Source organism: Scandinavium manionii (assembly GCF_024764775.1).
In the GTDB taxonomy this organism is placed as follows: Bacteria; Pseudomonadota; Gammaproteobacteria; order Enterobacterales; family Enterobacteriaceae; genus Scandinavium; species Scandinavium manionii.
The window spans coordinates 76,687-95,880 of record NZ_JALIGC010000039.1; the positions used below are offsets into that span (position 1 = coordinate 76,687).

General features: G+C 56.3%; 16 protein-coding genes. 12 read left to right on the top strand and 4 right to left on the bottom strand.

Annotated features, from left to right (window positions below; genetic code table 11):
• The first annotated feature begins 49 nt into the window (after nt 1-49).
• From trmJ to sseB, 11 genes are all read left to right on the top strand, one after another.
• Nucleotides 50-787: a tRNA (cytosine(32)/uridine(32)-2'-O)-methyltransferase TrmJ gene (trmJ, locus tag MUU51_RS14845; protein WP_258968032.1), complete on the top strand. Its 738-nt coding sequence runs from the start codon at nt 50-52 to the stop codon at nt 785-787.
• A 246-nt stretch (nt 788-1,033) separates the two neighbouring features.
• The gene (iscR, locus tag MUU51_RS14850; RefSeq protein ID WP_110508903.1) at nt 1,034-1,525 is read left to right on the top strand and encodes a Fe-S cluster assembly transcriptional regulator IscR; all 492 of its coding nucleotides are present in this window, start codon (nt 1,034-1,036) and stop codon (nt 1,523-1,525) included.
• Between the two features lie 243 nt (nt 1,526-1,768).
• Entirely contained in the window at nt 1,769-2,983 is a 1,215-nt protein-coding gene (locus MUU51_RS14855) for an IscS subfamily cysteine desulfurase (RefSeq protein ID WP_159776249.1), read from the top strand.
• Between the two features lie 22 nt (nt 2,984-3,005).
• Nucleotides 3,006-3,392 (top strand): Fe-S cluster assembly scaffold IscU, encoded by a 387-nt coding sequence (iscU, locus tag MUU51_RS14860; RefSeq protein ID WP_015703172.1) that lies wholly within the window; start codon nt 3,006-3,008, stop codon nt 3,390-3,392.
• A 15-nt stretch (nt 3,393-3,407) separates the two neighbouring features.
• Complete coding sequence (gene iscA / locus MUU51_RS14865; protein ID WP_110508907.1) at nt 3,408-3,731, top strand: iron-sulfur cluster assembly protein IscA; 324 nt, start codon at nt 3,408-3,410, stop codon at nt 3,729-3,731.
• A gap of 64 nt (nt 3,732-3,795) precedes the next feature.
• On the top strand, nt 3,796-4,311 hold the full coding sequence (hscB, locus tag MUU51_RS14870) for a co-chaperone HscB (RefSeq protein WP_258968033.1): 516 nt from the start codon (nt 3,796-3,798) through the stop codon (nt 4,309-4,311).
• Between the two features lie 138 nt (nt 4,312-4,449).
• Nucleotides 4,450-6,300, top strand: a complete 1,851-nt coding sequence (gene hscA, locus MUU51_RS14875) for a Fe-S protein assembly chaperone HscA (RefSeq protein WP_258968034.1) — start codon at nt 4,450-4,452, stop codon at nt 6,298-6,300.
• A gap of 1 nt (nt 6,301) precedes the next feature.
• A complete protein-coding gene (gene fdx / locus MUU51_RS14880) occupies nt 6,302-6,637 on the top strand; it encodes an ISC system 2Fe-2S type ferredoxin (protein WP_159776243.1) in 336 nt (111 codons plus the stop codon).
• Between the two features lie 2 nt (nt 6,638-6,639).
• A complete protein-coding gene (gene iscX, locus MUU51_RS14885) occupies nt 6,640-6,840 on the top strand; it encodes a Fe-S cluster assembly protein IscX (protein WP_110508915.1) in 201 nt (66 codons plus the stop codon).
• 52 nt (nt 6,841-6,892) lie between these two features.
• A complete protein-coding gene (gene pepB / locus MUU51_RS14890; protein WP_258968035.1) occupies nt 6,893-8,179 on the top strand; it encodes an aminopeptidase PepB in 1,287 nt (428 codons plus the stop codon).
• Between the two features lie 138 nt (nt 8,180-8,317).
• Entirely contained in the window at nt 8,318-9,097 is a 780-nt protein-coding gene (sseB, locus tag MUU51_RS14895; protein ID WP_258968036.1) for an enhanced serine sensitivity protein SseB, read from the top strand.
• Between the two features lie 18 nt (nt 9,098-9,115).
• Here the strand turns inward: sseB and MUU51_RS14900 are convergent, their stop codons facing one another.
• The 4 genes from MUU51_RS14900 to MUU51_RS14915 form a co-directional block, all read right to left on the bottom strand.
• Entirely contained in the window at nt 9,116-9,886 is a 771-nt protein-coding gene (locus MUU51_RS14900) for a MurR/RpiR family transcriptional regulator (protein ID WP_159776233.1), read from the bottom strand.
• A complete protein-coding gene (gene sseA / locus MUU51_RS14905) occupies nt 9,886-10,734 on the bottom strand; it encodes a 3-mercaptopyruvate sulfurtransferase (RefSeq protein ID WP_258968037.1) in 849 nt (282 codons plus the stop codon). Before sseA ends, MUU51_RS14900 begins: the two co-directional genes overlap by 1 nt.
• A 284-nt stretch (nt 10,735-11,018) precedes the next feature.
• Nucleotides 11,019-12,386, bottom strand: a complete 1,368-nt coding sequence (locus tag MUU51_RS14910) for a 6-phospho-alpha-glucosidase (protein WP_258968038.1) — start codon at nt 12,384-12,386, stop codon at nt 11,019-11,021.
• Nucleotides 12,387-12,397: 11 nt separating this feature from the next.
• On the bottom strand, nt 12,398-13,942 hold the full coding sequence (locus MUU51_RS14915; protein ID WP_258968039.1) for a PTS transporter subunit EIIC: 1,545 nt from the start codon (nt 13,940-13,942) through the stop codon (nt 12,398-12,400).
• Between the two features lie 296 nt (nt 13,943-14,238).
• On the opposite strand from MUU51_RS14915, the gene MUU51_RS14920 reads away from it, so the two are divergent.
• Complete coding sequence (locus MUU51_RS14920; protein WP_258968040.1) at nt 14,239-19,194, top strand: alpha-2-macroglobulin family protein; 4,956 nt, start codon at nt 14,239-14,241, stop codon at nt 19,192-19,194.

Consider the following 19,194-nt stretch of genomic DNA (forward strand, 5'->3'; position numbering starts at 1 on the left):
CTTCGCTTTATGATAATATGGATGAATAATCTTTAGCCGAAGAATGACAATGCTGCAAAATATTCGAATCGTACTGGTAGAAACGTCCCACACTGGCAACATGGGCTCCGTGGCCCGCGCCATGAAAACCATGGGGTTAACTAACCTTTGGCTGGTTAATCCGCTGGTGAAGCCTGACTCTCAGGCTATCGCGCTGGCGGCCGGTGCCAGCGATGTGATTGGCAACGCGCAAATCGTCGATACCCTCGATGACGCGCTGGCAGGCTGTAGCCTGGTTGTCGGCACCAGCGCGCGTTCTCGTACGCTGCCGTGGCCGATGCTCGACCCGCGTGAATGTGGGCTAAAAAGCGTAGGCGAAGCCGCTCAGGCGCCGGTCGCACTGGTATTTGGCCGCGAACGCGTGGGCCTGACCAACGACGAACTGCAAAAATGCCATTATCACGTGGCGATTGCCGCGAATCCGGAATACAGCTCGCTGAACCTGGCGATGGCGGTACAGGTGATTGCCTACGAAGTGCGTATGGCATGGCTGGCTTCTCAGGAAAAAGAAGAAAGCAGCGAAGCGGAAGCCGAAGAAGTGGCGTACCCGCTGGTGGACGATCTGGAGCGTTTCTACGGTCACCTCGAGCAAACGCTGCTGTCGACCGGCTTCATTCGCGCCACCCATCCGGGGCAGGTGATGAACAAACTGCGTCGTCTGTTTACCCGTGCGCGCCCGGAAAGCCAGGAGCTGAATATCCTGCGCGGGATGCTGGCGTCGATTGAACAGAAGAATAAAGAACAGTAATGCCGTTGCCCGGTGGCGCTGTGCTGACCGGGCCTACGGCTCGAATTCGTAGGCCTGCGCAAGCGAATCGCCGCCAGGCAAAATACGCCTGAAACCGAGAGCGCACGGAAGGTTAAATACTTGACTAAAACAGTCAGGTAAATAGTTGACTGTTTTAGTCGGGAATGTCAGACTTGCCCCCTGCTATGCAATACATACATTTTAATAACAACCCCGGGCAGGGGCGAGTTTGAGGTTAAGTAAGACATGAGACTGACATCTAAAGGGCGTTATGCCGTGACCGCGATGCTGGACGTTGCGCTCAACTCCGAATCGGGCCCGGTTCCGTTGGCCGATATTTCTGAACGTCAGGGAATTTCCCTTTCCTACCTGGAACAGCTGTTCTCCCGCCTGCGTAAAAATGGACTGGTGTCCAGCGTACGTGGCCCGGGCGGCGGTTATCTGCTGGGTAAAGAAGCCGGTAGTATCGCCGTTGGCGAAGTGATCAGCGCAGTCGATGAATCCGTAGACGCCACCCGTTGTCAGGGTAAAGGCGGCTGCCAGGGCGGCGATAAATGCCTGACCCATGCACTGTGGCGCGATCTGAGCGATCGTCTGACCGGTTTCCTGAATAACATCACCCTCGGTGAGCTGGTGAATAACCAGGAAGTGCTGGACGTCTCTGACCGTCAGCACACGCAAGAGTCCCATCGCAGTACCCGCGGACAAGACGCTATCGACGTCAAATTGCGCGCATAATTTACCCGTCATCTTTCGGGCTGCAACTGCGTTGGCCGCACTTGCTCGCCCCAGTCACTTACTTGATGTAAGCTCCTGGGGACTCTCAAGTTTGCCGCCTTGCTGCAACACGAACGATTTGGGTAAATATAATAATAGAATTTCAGAATCAGGCCGGGGTGCTCCCGCACCCCGTCAACACGGTCGTACATCCAGCCGGTTGCCTGGTTCATTGCATTGAGTGATGTACGGAGTTTAAGAGCAATGAAATTACCGATTTATCTCGACTACTCCGCAACCACGCCGGTGGACCCGCGTGTTGCCGAGAAAATGATGCAGTGCCTTACCCTGGACGGAAACTTTGGTAACCCGGCTTCCCGTTCACACCGTTTTGGCTGGCATGCTGAAGAGGCGGTAGATATCGCCCGTAATCAGATTGCTGAGCTGGTGGGTGCTGACCCACGCGAAATCGTCTTTACCTCTGGTGCGACCGAATCTGATAACCTGGCAATTAAAGGTGCGGCCAACTTCTACCAGAAAAAAGGCAAGCACGTCATCACCAGCAAAACCGAGCACAAAGCGGTTCTCGACACCTGTCGTCAGCTGGAGCGTGAAGGGTTTGAAGTGACTTACCTCGCCCCGCAGCGCAACGGTATTATTGACCTGAAAGAACTCGAAGCGGCGATGCGTGATGACACCGTCCTCGTTTCCATCATGCACGTGAATAACGAAATCGGCGTGGTGCAGGATATCGCGACTATCGGTGAACTGTGCCGTTCACGCGGTATTATCTACCACGTTGATGCAACCCAGAGCGTGGGCAAACTGCCTATCGATCTGAGCCAGTTGAAAGTTGACCTGATGTCTTTCTCTGGTCACAAAATCTACGGCCCGAAAGGTATCGGCGCGCTGTACGTGCGTCGTAAACCCCGTATCCGTATCGAAGCGCAGATCCACGGCGGCGGTCACGAGCGCGGTATGCGTTCCGGTACGCTGCCTGTGCACCAGATTGTGGGCATGGGTGAAGCGTATCGCATTGCCAAAGAAGAGATGGAAACCGAGATGGCGCGTCTGCGCACTCTGCGTAACCGTCTGTGGGAAGGCGTAAAAGACATGGAAGAGGTGTACCTGAACGGTGACCTCGAGCAGGGCGCGCCAAACATCCTCAACGTCAGCTTTAACTACGTTGAAGGCGAGTCACTGATCATGGCCCTGAAAGATCTGGCCGTGTCTTCCGGTTCCGCCTGTACGTCTGCGAGCCTTGAGCCGTCTTACGTACTGCGTGCGCTGGGCATGACTGACGAGCTGGCACACAGCTCCATCCGTTTCTCTTTAGGTCGTTTTACTACCGAAGAAGAGATCGACTACACCATCGCGCTGGTACAGAAATCCATCGGTCGTCTGCGTGAACTCTCTCCACTGTGGGACATGTTCAAGCAGGGCGTGGATATCAACAGCATCGAATGGTCGCATCATTAATCGGTAGACAGGAGAATTCAAAATGGCTTACAGCGAAAAAGTTATCGATCATTACGAGAATCCACGCAACGTCGGCTCGTTTGACAACAGCGACGACAGCGTCGGCAGCGGCATGGTCGGCGCACCGGCCTGCGGCGACGTGATGAAGTTGCAGATTAAAGTCAACAATGAAGGTATCATTGAGGACGCGCGCTTCAAGACCTACGGCTGCGGTTCTGCTATCGCGTCCAGCTCCCTCGTGACCGAGTGGGTGAAGGGTAAATCCCTGGACGAAGCACAGGCTATCAAGAACACCGATATTGCCGAAGAACTCGAACTGCCACCGGTGAAAATTCACTGTTCTATCCTAGCAGAAGACGCGATCAAAGCCGCCATTGCGGACTATAAAAGCAAACGTGAAGCTAAATAAGATCTGAGGTTTTTTATGTCGATAACCCTAAGCGACAGCGCTGCTGCACGAGTCAGTTCCTTCCTGTCCAACCGTGGCAAAGGCTTCGGTCTGCGTCTGGGCGTGCGGACTTCCGGTTGCTCTGGTATGGCCTACGTGCTGGAATTTGTCGATCAACCTGACGCCGAAGACACGGTGTTTGAAGACAAAGGCGTGAAGGTTGTGGTCGATGGCAAAAGCCTGCAGTTCCTCAACGGCACTGAACTGGACTTCGTAAAAGAAGGCCTCAACGAAGGGTTTAAATTTACCAACCCGAACGTTAAAGACGAGTGCGGTTGCGGCGAAAGCTTCCACGTTTAATCACGCGTAAGATAACCCCACGGTGGCCAGGCTGCTTGTGGGGTTTGCTTTTTCAGAGATAGCTATGGACTACTTCACTCTCTTTGGCCTGCCGGCCTCTTATCACCTCGATAGCCAGCAGCTCGCCACGCGCTTTCAGGATTTACAGCGCCAGTTCCATCCGGACAAATTCGCCAGCCACTCTTCCGCCGACCAGCTTGCATCGGTGCAGCAATCCGCGACCATTAATCAGGCGTGGCAAACCCTTCGCCACCCGTTGACGCGCGCGGAATACCTGCTGTCACTGCACGGCTTTGATTTGGCGAGCGAGCAGCACACGGTGCGCGACACGGCGTTTCTGATGGAACAACTGGAGCTGCGTGAAGAGCTCGATGAGATTGATCGCGCCAAAGACAGCGAGCGTCTGGACGCGTTTATGCGTCGCGTGAAAGGCATGTTTGACACGCGCCATCAGCAGATGGTCGCGGAACTCGATAATGAAGCGTGGGATAGCGCGGCGGATACCGTGCGTAAACTGCGTTTTCTCGATAAACTGCGCAGTTCAGCAGAACAACTCGAAGAAAAGCTCTTCTTACTCTAAATCATTCGGGTTGCAACAAGGCGGCAACGCAGCGACTCCGCAGGAGCTTACAAAAATAAGTGACTGGGAGGAGCGAGGAAGTCAACACAGTTGCGGCATGAATGATGACGAGTAATTGATTTTGGAAGCTTAATTACTATGGCCTTATTACAAATCAGTGAGCCTGGCCTGAGTGCCGCGCCGCACCAGCGTCGTCTGGCGGCGGGCATCGACTTAGGCACCACCAATTCACTGGTCGCTACCGTGCGTAGCGGTCAGGCTGAAACATTGGCCGATAGCCAGGGGCGCCATCTGCTGCCCTCGGTCGTGCATTACCAGGCGCAGGGACATGACGTGGGCTATGACGCTCGCGCCAATGCCGCGCTGGATCCGGTCAACACCATCAGCTCTGTAAAACGCCTGATGGGCCGCTCGCTTGCCGATGTGCAGGCGCGCTATCCGCATCTGCCTTATCAGCTCCAGGCAAGCGTTAATGGCCTGCCAATGCTGTCGACCAACGCCGGTTTGCTGAACCCGATTCGTATCTCTGCGGATATCCTCAAAGCCCTGTCTGCCCGAGCGACCGAAACGCTGGAAGGCGAGCTCGATGGCGTGGTGATAACCGTTCCGGCTTATTTCGACGATGCACAGCGTCAGGGCACCAAGGACGCCGCGCGTCTGGCGGGCCTGCACGTGCTGCGTTTGCTGAATGAGCCGACGGCGGCGGCCATCGCCTACGGTCTGGATTCCGGCCAGGAAGGCGTCATTGCCGTCTACGATCTCGGCGGCGGCACGTTTGATATTTCTATTCTGCGCCTCAGCCGTGGCGTGTTCGAAGTGCTGGCGACCGGCGGTGATTCAGCCCTCGGCGGCGACGACTTCGACCACCTGCTGGCGGATTTCATTCGTGAACAGGCGGGGATTGCCGACCGTTCCGATAACCGCGTGCAGCGCGAACTGTTAGACGCCGCCATCGCCGCCAAAATTGCTCTCAGCGATGCCGACAGCGTTCACGTTGACGTGGCTGGCTGGGAGGGCGACATCACCCGCGTGCAGTTCAACGAGCTGATTGCTGCGCTGGTGAAACGCACGCTGCTGGCCTGTCGTCGCGCGCTGAAAGATGCGGGCGTCGAAAACGAAGACGTTAAAGACGTGGTCATGGTGGGCGGTTCTACCCGCGTGCCGTTAGTGCGTGAACGCGTGGGCGAATTCTTTGGCCGCACGCCGCTGACGTCTATCGACCCGGATAAAGTGGTCGCCATTGGCGCGGCGATTCAGGCCGATATTCTGGTCGGCAATAAGCCGGACAGTGAAATGTTGCTGCTGGACGTCATCCCGCTGTCGTTGGGTCTTGAGACCATGGGCGGCCTGGTGGAGAAAGTCATCCCGCGTAACACCACCATTCCGGTGGCGCGTGCGCAGGAGTTCACCACCTTTAAAGACGGCCAGACCGCAATGTCTATCCACGTGATGCAGGGTGAGCGCGAGCTGGTGCAGGATTGCCGCTCTCTGGCGCGTTTCGCGCTGCGCGGTATTCCGGCGATGCCTGCGGGCGGGGCACATATTCGCGTCACCTTCCAGGTGGATGCCGACGGCCTGCTGAGCGTCACGGCGATGGAAAAATCCACCGGCGTGGAAGCCTCTATTCAGGTGAAACCGTCTTATGGTCTGAGCGACAATGAAATCGCTACCATGATCAAAGACTCAATGAGTTTCGCCGAACATGACGTCCAGGCGCGCATGCTTGCTGAGCAAAAAGTGGAAGCGGCTCGCGTACTGGAAAGTCTGAACAGCGCACTGGCAGCCGATGCCGGGCTGCTCAGCGTTGAAGAACGCCAGGCAATTGACGACGGTGTTTCTGTTCTGCAGAAAGCCGCCGTTGGCGATGATGCCGATGCCATAAAAGAAGCCATTAAAAATATCGACACACAAACCCAGGAATTTGCCGCACGCCGTATGGACCAGTCGGTCCGTAAAGCGCTGAAAGGCCAGTCCGTGGACGAGGTTTAATATGCCAAAGATTGTTTTTCTGCCACATCAGGATCTCTGTCCGGATGGCGCAGTTCTGGAAGCTCAATGCGGTGAAACCATTCTGGACGTTGCCCTGCGCAACGGGATCGAGATTGAACACGCCTGTGAAAAATCCTGTGCCTGCACGACCTGCCACTGCGTCGTTCGTGAAGGCTTCGATTCGCTGCCGGAAAGTACCGAAGACGAAGATGACATGCTCGACAAAGCCTGGGGTCTGGAGCCGGAAAGCCGCTTAAGCTGTCAGGCGCGCGTCACCGATGAAGATCTGGTGGTCGAGATGCCACGTTACACCATCAACCACGCACGCGAGCACTGATTATGGCGCTGAAATGGACCGACAGCCGTGAAATCGGCGAAGCATTGTACGATGCGTATCCGGATACCGATCCGAAAACCGTTCGCTTCACAGATATGCATCAGTGGATTTGCGCTCTGGAAGATTTTGAGGATGATCCCAACGCATCCAATGAAAAAATTCTCGAGGCGATTCTGTTAGTCTGGTTAGACGAAGCAGAATAGTTCATCTTACGGGCTGCCTCTGGCGGCCCGTTTGCTCAATAAGGATAAGACAATGACCGAAGCGATGAAGATTACGCTGTCGACTCAGCCTGCCGATGCGCGCTGGGGCGAAAAAGCCACCTACAGCATTAACAACGACGGCATCACCCTGCACCTGAACGGCAAAGACGATGCCGGTTTGATTCAGCGCGCGGCGCGTAAAATTGACGGCATGGGCATTAAGCATGTTGCGCTGGCGGGCGAAGGCTGGGATACCGAGCGCAGCTGGGCTTTCTGGGCCGGTTACAAAGGGCCGAAAGGCAGCCGTAACGTCGACTGGGCGGCACTGGATGACGCACAGAAAAGCGAGCTCGATAACCGTCTGGCGATCGTTGACTGGGTACGTGACACCATCAACGCGTCTGCCGAAGACCTCGGCCCTGAGCAGTTAGCCGCACGCGCGGTTGACCTGCTGTGCCGCTTTGGCTGCGACAACGTCCATTACCGCATCACCAAAGGTGAAGATCTGCGCGAGCAGGGCTACATGGGGATCCACACCGTGGGTCGCGGTTCTGACCGTCCACCGGTTCTGCTGGCGCTGGATTACAACCCAACCGGCGACGCGAATGCACCGGTTTACGCCTGCCTCGTGGGCAAAGGCATTACCTTTGATACCGGCGGTTACAGCCTTAAGCAAAGCGCGTTTATGGACTCCATGAAGTCCGACATGGGCGGCGCGGCGCTGGTGACCGGCGCACTGGCATTCGCCATTACCCGTGGCCTGAACAAACGCGTGAAGCTGTATCTGTGCTGTGCAGACAACATGGTCAGCGGCAACGCGTTCAAACTGGGTGACATCATTAGCTATCGCAACGGCAAAAAAGTCGAAGTGATGAACACCGACGCCGAAGGCCGTCTGGTACTGGCCGATGGCCTGATCGACGCCTGTGCGCAGAAGCCAGAGCTGATTATCGATGCGGCGACCCTGACCGGTGCAGCGAAAACGGCGTTGGGTAATGATTACCACGCGCTGTTCAGCTTCGATGACAAACTGGCTGCACGCCTGATGGCCAGCGCCGCGGCGGAAAACGAACCATTCTGGCGTCTGCCGCTGGCGGAATTCCACCGCAATCAGCTGCCGTCAAACTTTGCTGAGCTGAACAATACCTCCAGCGCGGCATTCCCGGCGGGTGCCAGCACCGCGGCAGGTTTCCTGTCTCATTTTGTGGAGAACTATCACGAAGGCTGGCTGCACATTGACTGCTCCGCGACCTACCGTAAATCTGCCGTTGAGCAGTGGGCGGCAGGCGCAACCGGTCTGGGTGTGCGCACCCTCGCGAATCTGTTGACCGCAGAGTAATCGTCATGCCCGGCGGCGCTGCGCTTGCACGGGCCTACGAATTTCGTTGTCCGGGTGGCGCTGCGCTTGTGCGGGCATACGGATTTTGTAGGCCGGGTAAGCGCAGCGCCACCCGGCGTTTTTTAAAGTAGTGAGCTTATGTCCGAACAAAAAAACGAATTAGAAACTTTACTGGAACAGGCGGCGACCGAGCCTGCGCACCGTCCGGCTTTCTTCCGCGCACTGCTTGAGGCCACTGTCTGGGTACCAGGCACGGCGGCGGAAGGCGAGCAGGTGGTGGAAGACAGCGCGCTGGACATCCAGCACTGGGAAAAAGACGACGGTACGTCGGTGGTCCCATTCTTCAGCTCGCTTGAAGCACTGCAGCAGGCGGTGACTGACGAACAGGCCTTTGTGGTTATGCCGGTACGCACGCTGTTCGAAATGACGCTCGGCGAGACGCTGTTCCTCAATGCCAAACTGTCAACCGGTAAAGAGTTCACCCCGCGTGAAATCAGTCATTTGATGGGCGAAGAAGGCAACCCTCTGAGCACTCAAACGGTACTGGAAGGCGGAGCATCACTGCTGCTGTCCGAAGTAACCGAGCCGCCTGCTCAAATGGTGGATTCTCTGACCACGCTCTTTAAGTCGCTCAAAACCGTGAAGCGTGCGTTTCTGTGTTCCATTAAAGAACACGCTGACGAGCAGCCAAACCTGCTGATTGGGATTGAAGTCGAAGGCGATGATATCGACGTGGTGATTCAGGCGACGGGCAGTGTAGCAACCGACACCTTGCCGGGCGACGAGCCTATTGATATTTGTCAGGTGGTCGAAGGCGAGAAGGGCATCAGTCACTTCATGCTGGCGCACATCACGCCATTCTACGAAAAGCGCTGGGGCAGCTTCCTGCGCGATTTTAAACAGAACCGGATTATCTGATGCACTCGGGGTGAGCCTTCACCCCGTTGCTTCCAGCAACAGCAAATCCATCAGTAACACCAGATTCGACTCAAACGACGTCACGCCTGCGGCTTCGGCAGCGTAATGCACCGCCTCGTCATACAGCGCGAAATGCAGGTCAGCCATGCCCGCCAGCGTATTGGCCGATGCGCGGGTAAAAGCGACCACCGTCATGCCAATCGTTTGGGCGATCCTCGCTTTATCCAGCACTTGTTCCGTTTCACCACTGCGGGAAACCGCGATAAACACCTGATAACGCGCGGCGTTACTCAGAAAAATATTCCGGCTATCGCCTGGCCCAGAAATAAACGCCGTCTTGCCCAACACCTGCAATTTTTTGGTCAGGTATTCGGCAAACAGATAAGAGAACCCGGCCCCGTACAGAAAAAAGCTCTCTTTTTGGCGCAATAAGGCTGAAAACTGCTGTCGTTTATCTTCCGTTACCCACTGAAAAGTCTGCTGATAGTTGGCGATAAATTGATTAAAGAGGGCCGGTAGCTGCGGCAAACTTTCGGCCTGAGGCGCAATGTGCGGTGTGTCTGAAAGCAGTTGCTTACAGTGCCAGATAAATTCGCTAAAACCGCTGAACCCCAGTTTTTGGCACAGGCGCATGATGGTTGCGGTGGAGACAAACGTCGCCTGCGCTAGCTCGCGCACCGTAATGTTTCCCACCAGCAACGGGTGCTCCGTGAGATGTGCCAACACGCGGTATTCCGCGCGGGTCATTGATGCCCCGCGCGTTAAGAGCGTCGCCAGACGGTTATCCATTATTGGGCAGGTTCAACCGGCAGATCGTCCCGGGCGCCCCATTCACTCCAGGCACCGTCATACAGGGTGACGTCAGTGATGCCCAGTGTGGCAAGGGCCAGTATCACCACGCACGCCGTCACGCCGGAACCACAGCTGGCGATAATCGGTTGGTGTAAATCCACGCCCTGACGTTCGAAAATAGCGCGCAGTTCGTCGGTGGTTTTCAGCTCACCTTCAAAAACCAGATCGCCCCACGGCACGTTGCGGGAACCAGGAATATGGCCGCGTTTCAGGCCGGGTCGCGGTTCGTCAGCCTGAGCGTTAAAGCGTGGCGCAGGTCGGGCATCGACAATTTGTGCGGTGTTTTCATGGCTGACTACCAGCACATCGGTCAGGCGTTTCACCGCGCTGGCATCAAACGTGGCCTCAAATTCACCTTCCGGCAGTGAGACATCGCCCTGTTGCAATGGCAACTCATCACGCTGCCAGCCCGCAAGACCCCCAGCCAGAATCGAGACCTGCTCGACGCCGAAATTCTTCAGCATCCACCAGGCGCGCGGGGCGGAGAAGAGGTTGCCCTCATCGTAGATAACCAGATGCTTATCACGGTTCACGCCAAGCTCACGCATCGCCACCGCAAACGCTTCTGGACGCGGCATCATGTGCGGCAGGGGAGAGGTATGATCGGAGAGGGCTTCAATATCGAAAAATACCGCTCCCGGCAGATGCCCGGCGCGGTATTCAGCGGCCATATCGCGTAAATGCTCCTGTCCTGCCGGCGCCATACGCGCATCAAGGATCAGAACGTTCGGATCGTCGCTATGTTCAATCAGCCAGTCGGTTGACACAAAATATGAGGTGGACATGTTTGCCTCCATCTTTACCCGTCATACTTCAAGTTGCATGAGCGTTGGCTACGCCTGCTCACCCCAGTCACTTACCTGAGTAAGCTCCTGGGGATTAATGAGAGACATCCTGTCTCTCACCAGAGGCTAGCCTTTGGCTGGTCAAATTCGTTCCCGACGAATTTGTCACAGACTTGCCGCCTTCCTGCAACTCGAATTATTTAGGGTATTTATCCAGAAAAGCGGATTGTCGGTGTTTTTTCTGACACCGACAAGCAAACCCCGTTCAACTCGCGAGCGACGCCCTATTTTTTTATCGCTTCGCCATCCTGCCAGGCTTTTTGCAATGCGGGCCAGTAATCACGGTTGGCTTCAATCATCTCATCAAGAATCGCTTTTGCGTGTTCCATGGTCGGCACGGTGCGATTGAGCGTAAAGGCCTGCAGGGCTTTTTCGTAGTTCCCTTCAATGGTGGCTTCAACCAGCAGTTGCTCGGAGGCGAGTTGCTGTTGCAGCAGCGTCTGATGGAACAGCGGCACCTGGCCGACCCGCACCGGTTCTGGCCCTTCCGAGGTGATATAGGCCGGAACTTCCACCACCGCGTCGTAAGGCAGGTTGACGATTGCCCCACGGTTTTCAACCATCACCAGATGGCGTTGTCGCAGGTTGAAGGCGAGTGAGCGGGCCACATCAACAATAAACTCGCCGTGTACGCCGACGTGGAATGCGTCGGACAAGATACCGGTGCGTTTATACTCTTCCGCTGCGGCGAACAGCTTTTTCTCGCGCCCGTTCATCACTTCATTGGCGCGGGTGTAGTCCGGGTTCTGATGCTCAACAATCTGGTTCGGCATCAGGTAATACTGCAGATACGGATTCGGCAGATACTCCGGGAAGTTATCCATGATCGGTTTGATGTTGCGCCAGGTTTTCACCCACGACGGATCGGAATGCTGCGGATCGGTTTTGGCCGCGTCTTCCGTCAGCAACCCGTATTTCGCAATATGGCGACGCAGTTCAGGCAGTTTGTCCTCGCCGTCGACCAGGACCCGGGTAAACCAGCCAAAATGATTCAACCCGAAATAGTCCACTTCCAGTTTGTGACGATCGACACCCAGGATTGCGCCCATATTGCGCATGGCGGCGACCGGCATATCGCAAATGTTCAGCACCCGAGCGTTCGGGCGCAGACGACGTACGCCTTCAGCGACAATCGCGGCCGGGTTGGAATAGTTGACGATCCACGCTTTTTCGTGGGCATAACGATCAACCAGATCGATTAGCTCCACCATGGGCAGGATCGTGCGCAGCCCATACGCCAGCCCGCCTGGACCACAGGTTTCTTGCCCGACCACGCCGTGGCGCAGAGGGATCTTCTCGTCCAGCTCGCGCATTTTGTACTGACCGACGCGCATTTGAGCGAAAACAAAATGCGCGCCGCTAAAGGCGACTTCCGGATCGCTCGTCACCGTGAATTTGATGTCCTGGCTGTGATCGCGAATCACTTTCTCGACCACCGGTGCGATGGTGTCCTGCCGCGCGGCATCAATGTCGTACAGACGAATTTCCGCGAGGGGAAAATCCTGCAAACGCACCATCAGGCTTTTGACAATGCCGGGTGTGTAGGTGCTGCCGCCACCGGCAATGGAGAGAATAAAAGGGGGTTTAAACATCATTAGCTCCTTCAGAGAAACGTCTCAACGGCTTCTCGCATTTTTTTGACATGCAGCCCGTAGACCACCTGAACGTTGTTACCTTGTTTGATAATCCCTTTTGCGCCCGTCGCGCTGAGTCGCGGTTCATCAATGATGTCGATATCCTTAACCGTGACGCGCAGGCGGGTATAGCAGTTATCCACCACCTCAATATTTTCACGTCCCCCGAGGCCCGCCACGATGGATTCACCAAGCCCGTCATTGTTGCCCTTCGCCTGATACTCCTGCTTGCTGTAGAGACGAGTCTCCTCTTCGGCCTCCTCGCGACCTGGCGTCTTCATATTGAAATGCAGGATCAGGAAGCGGAACACGACAAAGTAGAGCGCGAACATGATCAATCCGACCAGGATGTACATCGGCCAGTTGGATTTTTCCGTGCCCAGCGGCAGGTTGTAGAGAATGAAATCGATAATGCCGTTAGCGCCAATGGCGTGAACGCCAAGCAGGGAAAACAGCATCATGCCGATGCCGGTGAGTACCGCGTGGACCACAAACAGCAGCGGCGCGACGAACAGGAAAGAAAATTCGATGGGCTCGGTGACGCCGACCAGTAAGGAAGTGAGCGCTGCCGGGATCAGAATGGCTTTTGCTGCGGCCTTGCGCTCGGGTTTGGCGGTCACGTACATCGCCAGCGCCGCCGCTGGCAGACCAAACATTTTGCTGATACCCCGGGCATCCCATACCACGGTGCTGCTCAGCTGTTTAACCTCCGCACAGGCCATCTCAGCGAAATAGATATTCCGCGCGCCCTGATACAGCGTGCCGCAGACCTCCTGAGTGCCACCCAGCTCGGTATACAGAAATGGGGTGTAGACAAGATGATGCAGCCCGGTAGGCACCAGAATGCGCTCGAGGAAACCGTAAATCATGACGCCAAACGCACCGGAGCCTTTAATCGCCAGCGCCATGGCGCTAATACCGTGCTGCGCATAGGGCCAAAGCTCGCTCATTACCACCCCGAGGAGCATCGACACTGGCAACACGATGATGGCGACAAAACAGTGGCCGGAATAGATAGCCATCGCCCCGTTAAATTGTACGCCGGAGTATTTGTTGTACAGATAACCGGAGAGCGCTCCGGTCAGGATCCCGGCGAACACGCCCATTTCCAGCACCTGTACGCCTAACACCATGCTTTGTCCGGCGGCTTTCATCTGGTCCGCCGGAGCGAGTTCGCCCTGAAGCTGAAGGGTGACGTTCATGGCATTGATAAACACCACAAAGGTCAACAGACCAATCAGCGCCGCGTAGCCTTTATCGCGTGCTGCCAGCCCGACAGGGATCCCGACGGCGAACACCAGCGCCAGATTCACCAGTACCGAAACGGCAGATTTCGCGATCAGCTGACCGAGGTTTTGAATCAGCGGATGACCGAGAAAGGGCAGATATTCGGCAAGACTGCCGTTGCCCAGCACGTTTCCAAAAGCAATAAAAAGACCGACTATCGGTAAGATAAGCACCGGTCCGTATAATGATTTTCCGAAGTTTTGTAGGGCATTCACGGCTCGTTTCATGATGTTCTCTCTTATTGAACCGCGCACTCAGAGTGCGTTTCAGGCTTAAAGCTAGCAGGCATCCGGTCACTGAATCCATATATCTTATTGTTTTAAAAACAAATGACGCTGAAGGTAACATGTAACCTTTGGCGTTGTGATCGGGATATCAGCAGGGAATCGCGGGGGACGTGACGGCAGGTGGGCTATCGGAAATGCAGCCCCTTTCAGAATTTATAGGCTGTTGGTAAAACCCACGATTAAGCATAATACTGTGTTGACGAAAATTTGAGGCTTTCTGGGCCAGGGGTTAAAGGATGAAACCGTATCGTTTGGCAGCGCTATCGCTCGCGCTGGTTACCGCATTTTCGCTAAGTGGCTGTGATAACAACGACAAAACACAGACCGTGAAGCCCGCGGCTTCAGCCGCTGAGACGCCATCGAAACCGACGCCCGTTGCTCCGAGCGCGGCAACGCTGGATAAGCTGGCTGCGCAGAACAAAGGCAAAGCGCTGACCCTGATTGACGCGTCCGAAGTTCAGCTCGATGGCGCGGCGACGCTGGTCCTCACGTTTTCTATTCCGCTTAATCCTGCTCAGGATTTTTCCAGCCGCGTACACCTTGTTGATAAGAAAAGCGGCAAAGTGGATGGGGCCTGGGAACTGGCACCTAATCTGAAAGAATTGCGCATGCGCCATCTGGAGCCCAAGCGCAATCTGGTATTAACCGTCGATCCGGACGTGGAGGCGGTGAATAAAACCACCTTCGATAAAACCTACGAACAGAACATCGCCACCCGTGATATCGCGCCAAGCGTTGGCTTTGCCAGCCGCGGTTCGCTGCTGCCGGGTAAAGTCGTGGCCGGGCTGCCGGTGATGGCGCTGAACGTGAATAACGTCGACGTGAATTTCTTCCGCATAAAACCGGAATCGCTGGCGTCCTTTATCAGCCAGTGGGAATACCGCAGTTCGCTCAGCAACTGGGAATCTGATGAGTTGCTGAAAATGGCCGATCTGGTCTACACCGGGCGCTTTGATCTTAATCCTGAGCGTAATACCCGCGAAAAACTGCTGCTGCCGTTAAGTGATATCAAACCGCTCCAGCAGGCGGGCGTATACATCGCGGTGATGAATCAGGCCGGTCACTACAACTACAGCAATGCCGCGACGCTATTCACCCTGAGCGATATTGGGGTGTCTGCGCACCGTTATCATAATCGTCTGGATGTATTTACCCAGAGCCTGGAAAATGGCGCGGCGCAAAGTGGCATCGACGTTCAGTTGCTCAATGATAAAGGCCAGACTTTGGCCCAGGCCAACAGCGACTCGATAGGCCATGTTTCTTTGCAAACGGACAAAGAAGCAGCCCTGTTGCTGGCGCGTAAAGATGGCCAGACTACGCTGCTTGATCTCAAGCTTCCGGCGCTGGACCTGTCAGAATTCGATATTGCAGGTACACCGGGTTACAGCAAACAATTCTTTATGTTCGGCCCGCGCGACCTTTATCGTCCGGGTGAAACGGTGATTGTGAATGGCCTGCTGCGCGATAGCGACGGCAAGCCGCTGCCCGATCAGCCGGTAAAACTTGAAGTCGTTCAGCCTGATGGTCAGGTAGTACGCACTGTCATGAGCAAGGCCGTTAACGGTCTGTACCAGTTTAATTGGGCGCTGGACGCTGGGGCGGCCACCGGAATGTGGCACGTTCGCGCCAGCGCGGGTGACAACCAGAATCGCGAATGGGATTTCCACGTCGAAGACTTCATGCCAGAACGCATGGCCCTCAACCTGACGCCAGAAAAAGCCCCGCTCACGCCCGAAGAAGACGTCAGTTTTGCGGTGACCGGCTATTACCTGTACGGCGCGCCGGCTAACGGCAACGCGTTGCAGGGCAAGATGTTCCTGCGTCCATTGCGAGACGCCGTAGCCGCGCTGCCGGGCTTTGAGTTCGGTGATATCGCCGAAGAGAATCTCTCGCGCACGCTGGACGAAGTGCTGCTCAAACTCGACGCCCAAGGGCACGGTGTGGTGAAAGTCGATAGCCAGTGGCAGGAAACCCATTCTCCGCTGCAGGTGATCCTTCAGGCGAGTCTGCTCGAATCCGGCGGTCGTCCGGTTACGCGTCGCGCCGAACAGGCTATCTGGCCTGCGGAAATGCTGCCGGGGATCCGCCCAGAATTTGCCAGCAAAGCGGTCTACGACTATCGTACCGATACCACAGCCAATCAGCCGATGGTGGATGAAAACAGCACTGCCGGGTTCGATATCGTATATGCCAATGCGCAGGGCGAGAAAAAAGCGGTCTCGGGGCTGAAGGTCCGTCTGATCCGCGAGCGTCGGGACTACTACTGGAACTGGTCTGACAGCGATGGCTGGCAGTCACAGTTTGATCAAAAGGATCTGGTTGAAGGCGAACAAACGCTGGATCTTAACGCCAATGAAACCGGCAAAGTCAGCTTCCCGGTGGAGTGGGGGTCATACCGTCTGGACGTCAAAGCGCCGGATGACACCGTGAGCAGCGTGCGTTTCTGGGCCGGTTACAGCTGGCAGGATAACAGCGATGGAACCGGTGCCGCGCGCCCGGACCGCGTCACCATGAAACTTGACAAACCGGCCTATAAACCTGGCGACACCATCAAGCTGCACATCTCCGCTCCGGCGGCGGGTAAAGGCTACGCGATGGTGGAGTCCAGCGAAGGCCCGCTGTGGTGGCAGGAAATTGATGTGCCCGCGCAAGGGATGGACCTGTCGATTCCGGTTGATAAAGCCTGGAACCGCCACGATTTGTATCTCAGCACCCTGGTGATTCGCCCTGGCGATAAATCAAAATCAGCAACGCCAAAACGGGCTGTGGGCCTACTGCATTTACCGCTCGGGGATGAAAACCGCCGTCTGAACATTGCGCTGGATACCCCGCAGAAAATGCGTCCGAACCAGCCGCTGACGGTGAAAATCAAAGCCAGCACCAAAGAGGGGGCGCTACCGAAGCAGGTCAATGTTTTGGTCTCCGCCGTCGATAGCGGCGTGCTGAATATTACCGATTACACCACGCCGGATCCGTGGAATGCTTTCTTTGGGCAGAAACGCTACGGCGCGGATATCTACGACATCTATGGCCAGGTCATTGAAGGCCAGGGTCGTCTTGCCAGCCTGCGTTTTGGTGGTGACGGCGACGAACTCAAACGCGGCGGTAAGCCGCCGGTGAATCACGTCACTATTGTCGCCCAACAGGCACAACCGGTGACGCTGGACGATAAAGGCGAAGGCACCGTGACGCTGCCCATTGGCGATTTCAACGGTGAACTGCGCGTGATGGCGCAGGCCTGGACGGCAGATGATTTCGGCAGCAGCGATAGCAAAGTCGTGGTGGCCGCACCAATCATTGCCGAGCTGAATACGCCACGCTTCCTGGCGGGCGGCGACAGCAGTCGTCTTACGCTCGATCTCACCAACCTGACCGACCAACCGCAAACGCTGAATGTGCAACTTACTGCAACGGGTTTGCTGCAACTCGAAGGTACACAGCCAGAGCCCAGCAAACTTCCGCCGGGCGCGCGGGTAACGCTGTTCATTCCGGTGAGCGCGCAGGATGGTTTTGGTGAGGGATCTGTGCAAGCGACAGTCAGCGGCTTGACGCTGCCGGGTGAAACCTTCACTCCGCTGCAAAAAGAGTGGAAAATCGGCGTGCGTCCGGCCTTCCCGGCGCAAACCGTCAACGCGGGCGTGGCCCTGCAGCCTGGTGAAAGCTGGACGGTTCCGGCTTCACAGCTTGAGGGGTTTGTCCCGGAAACGCTGCAAAGCCAGCTGTTGTTCAGCGGCAAACCGCCGCTTAACCTGGCGCGTTACATTCGTGAGCTGAAAGCGTATCCCTACGGCTGTCTGGAACAAACCGCCAGCGGCCTGTTCCCGCAGCTCTACACCAATGCGGCACAGCTAAAATCATTGGGCATTCCAGGTGACACTGATGAGAAGCGCCGTGCGGCGGTGGATTTGGGGATCGCGCGTCTGCTGCAAATGCAGCGCGACGACGGTGGTTTCTCCTTGTGGGACAAAGAAGGCTCAGAAGAATACTGGCTGACGGCCTACGTGATGGACTTCCTGACTCGCGCCAGTGAGCAGGGCTACAGCGTGCCGGCGGATGCGATTACCCGCGGGAATAATCGCCTGCTGCGCTATTTGCAGGAGCCTGGGCTGATGACTATTCGCTACACCAATGACAGCCAGGCGAGCCGTTTTGCAGTGCAGTCATACGCCGCGCTGGTGTTGGCTCGCCAGCAGAAAGCCCCGCTGGGGGCACTGCGTGAAATCTGGGAGCGTCATGCACAGGCGAAATCGGGCTTGCCGTTGATGCAACTGGGTCTGGCGCTGAAAGCGATGGGCGATGCGCCGCGCGGTGACGAGGCAATTGCGCTGGCGCAGAACACACCGCGTCAGGAGAGTAACGGCTGGATGGCGGACTACGGCAGCCAGCTGCGCGACAATGCGCTGATGCTGAGCCTGCTGGAAGAGAATAAGCTGCTGCCGGATGTGCAAAACACATTGCTGAACACCCTTTCACAGCAGGCATTCGGTGAGCGCTGGTTGTCGACCCAGGAGATGAACGCCCTGTTCCTGGCCGCGAAAGGATTGCAGGATTTACCTGGCACCTGGCAGGCGCAGACCTCGCTTCAGGCGGAACCGTTGAGCGCGGATAAATCCCTGTCCCGAAATCTGACCACCGATCAGCTGGCTTCACTGAAGGTGAAAAACATCGGAACACAGCCCCTGTGGCTGCGTCTGGACAGTAGCGGTTACCCGGAATACGCCCCTAAGCCTGCCAGCAATGTGTTGCACATTGAGCGCCAGTTCCTGGGTGCAGATGGGCAGCTGAAATCGCTCTCTTCGCTGCGCAGCGGTGATTTAGTGCTGGTGCACTTAGAAGTCGAAGCGAGCCAGAATGTGCCGGATGCGCTGGTGGTGGACCTGCTCCCGGCTGGGCTTGAGCTGGAAAACCAGAACCTGGCCAACAGTAGCGCCAGCCTTCAGGACAACGGATCCGAGGTGCAAAATCTGCTTAATCAAATGCAGCAGGCGGATATTCAGCACATCGAATTCCGCGACGATCGCTTTGTTGCGGCGGTCGCGGTGAGTCAGGGTCAACCCGTTACGCTGGTATATCTGGCACGCGCCGTGACGCCGGGCACCTACGATGTTCCCGTGCCGCAGGTGGAATCGATGTACGTTCCACAATGGCGCGCCACCGGAGAGACCGACGGACCGCTGATCGTCACGCCATAA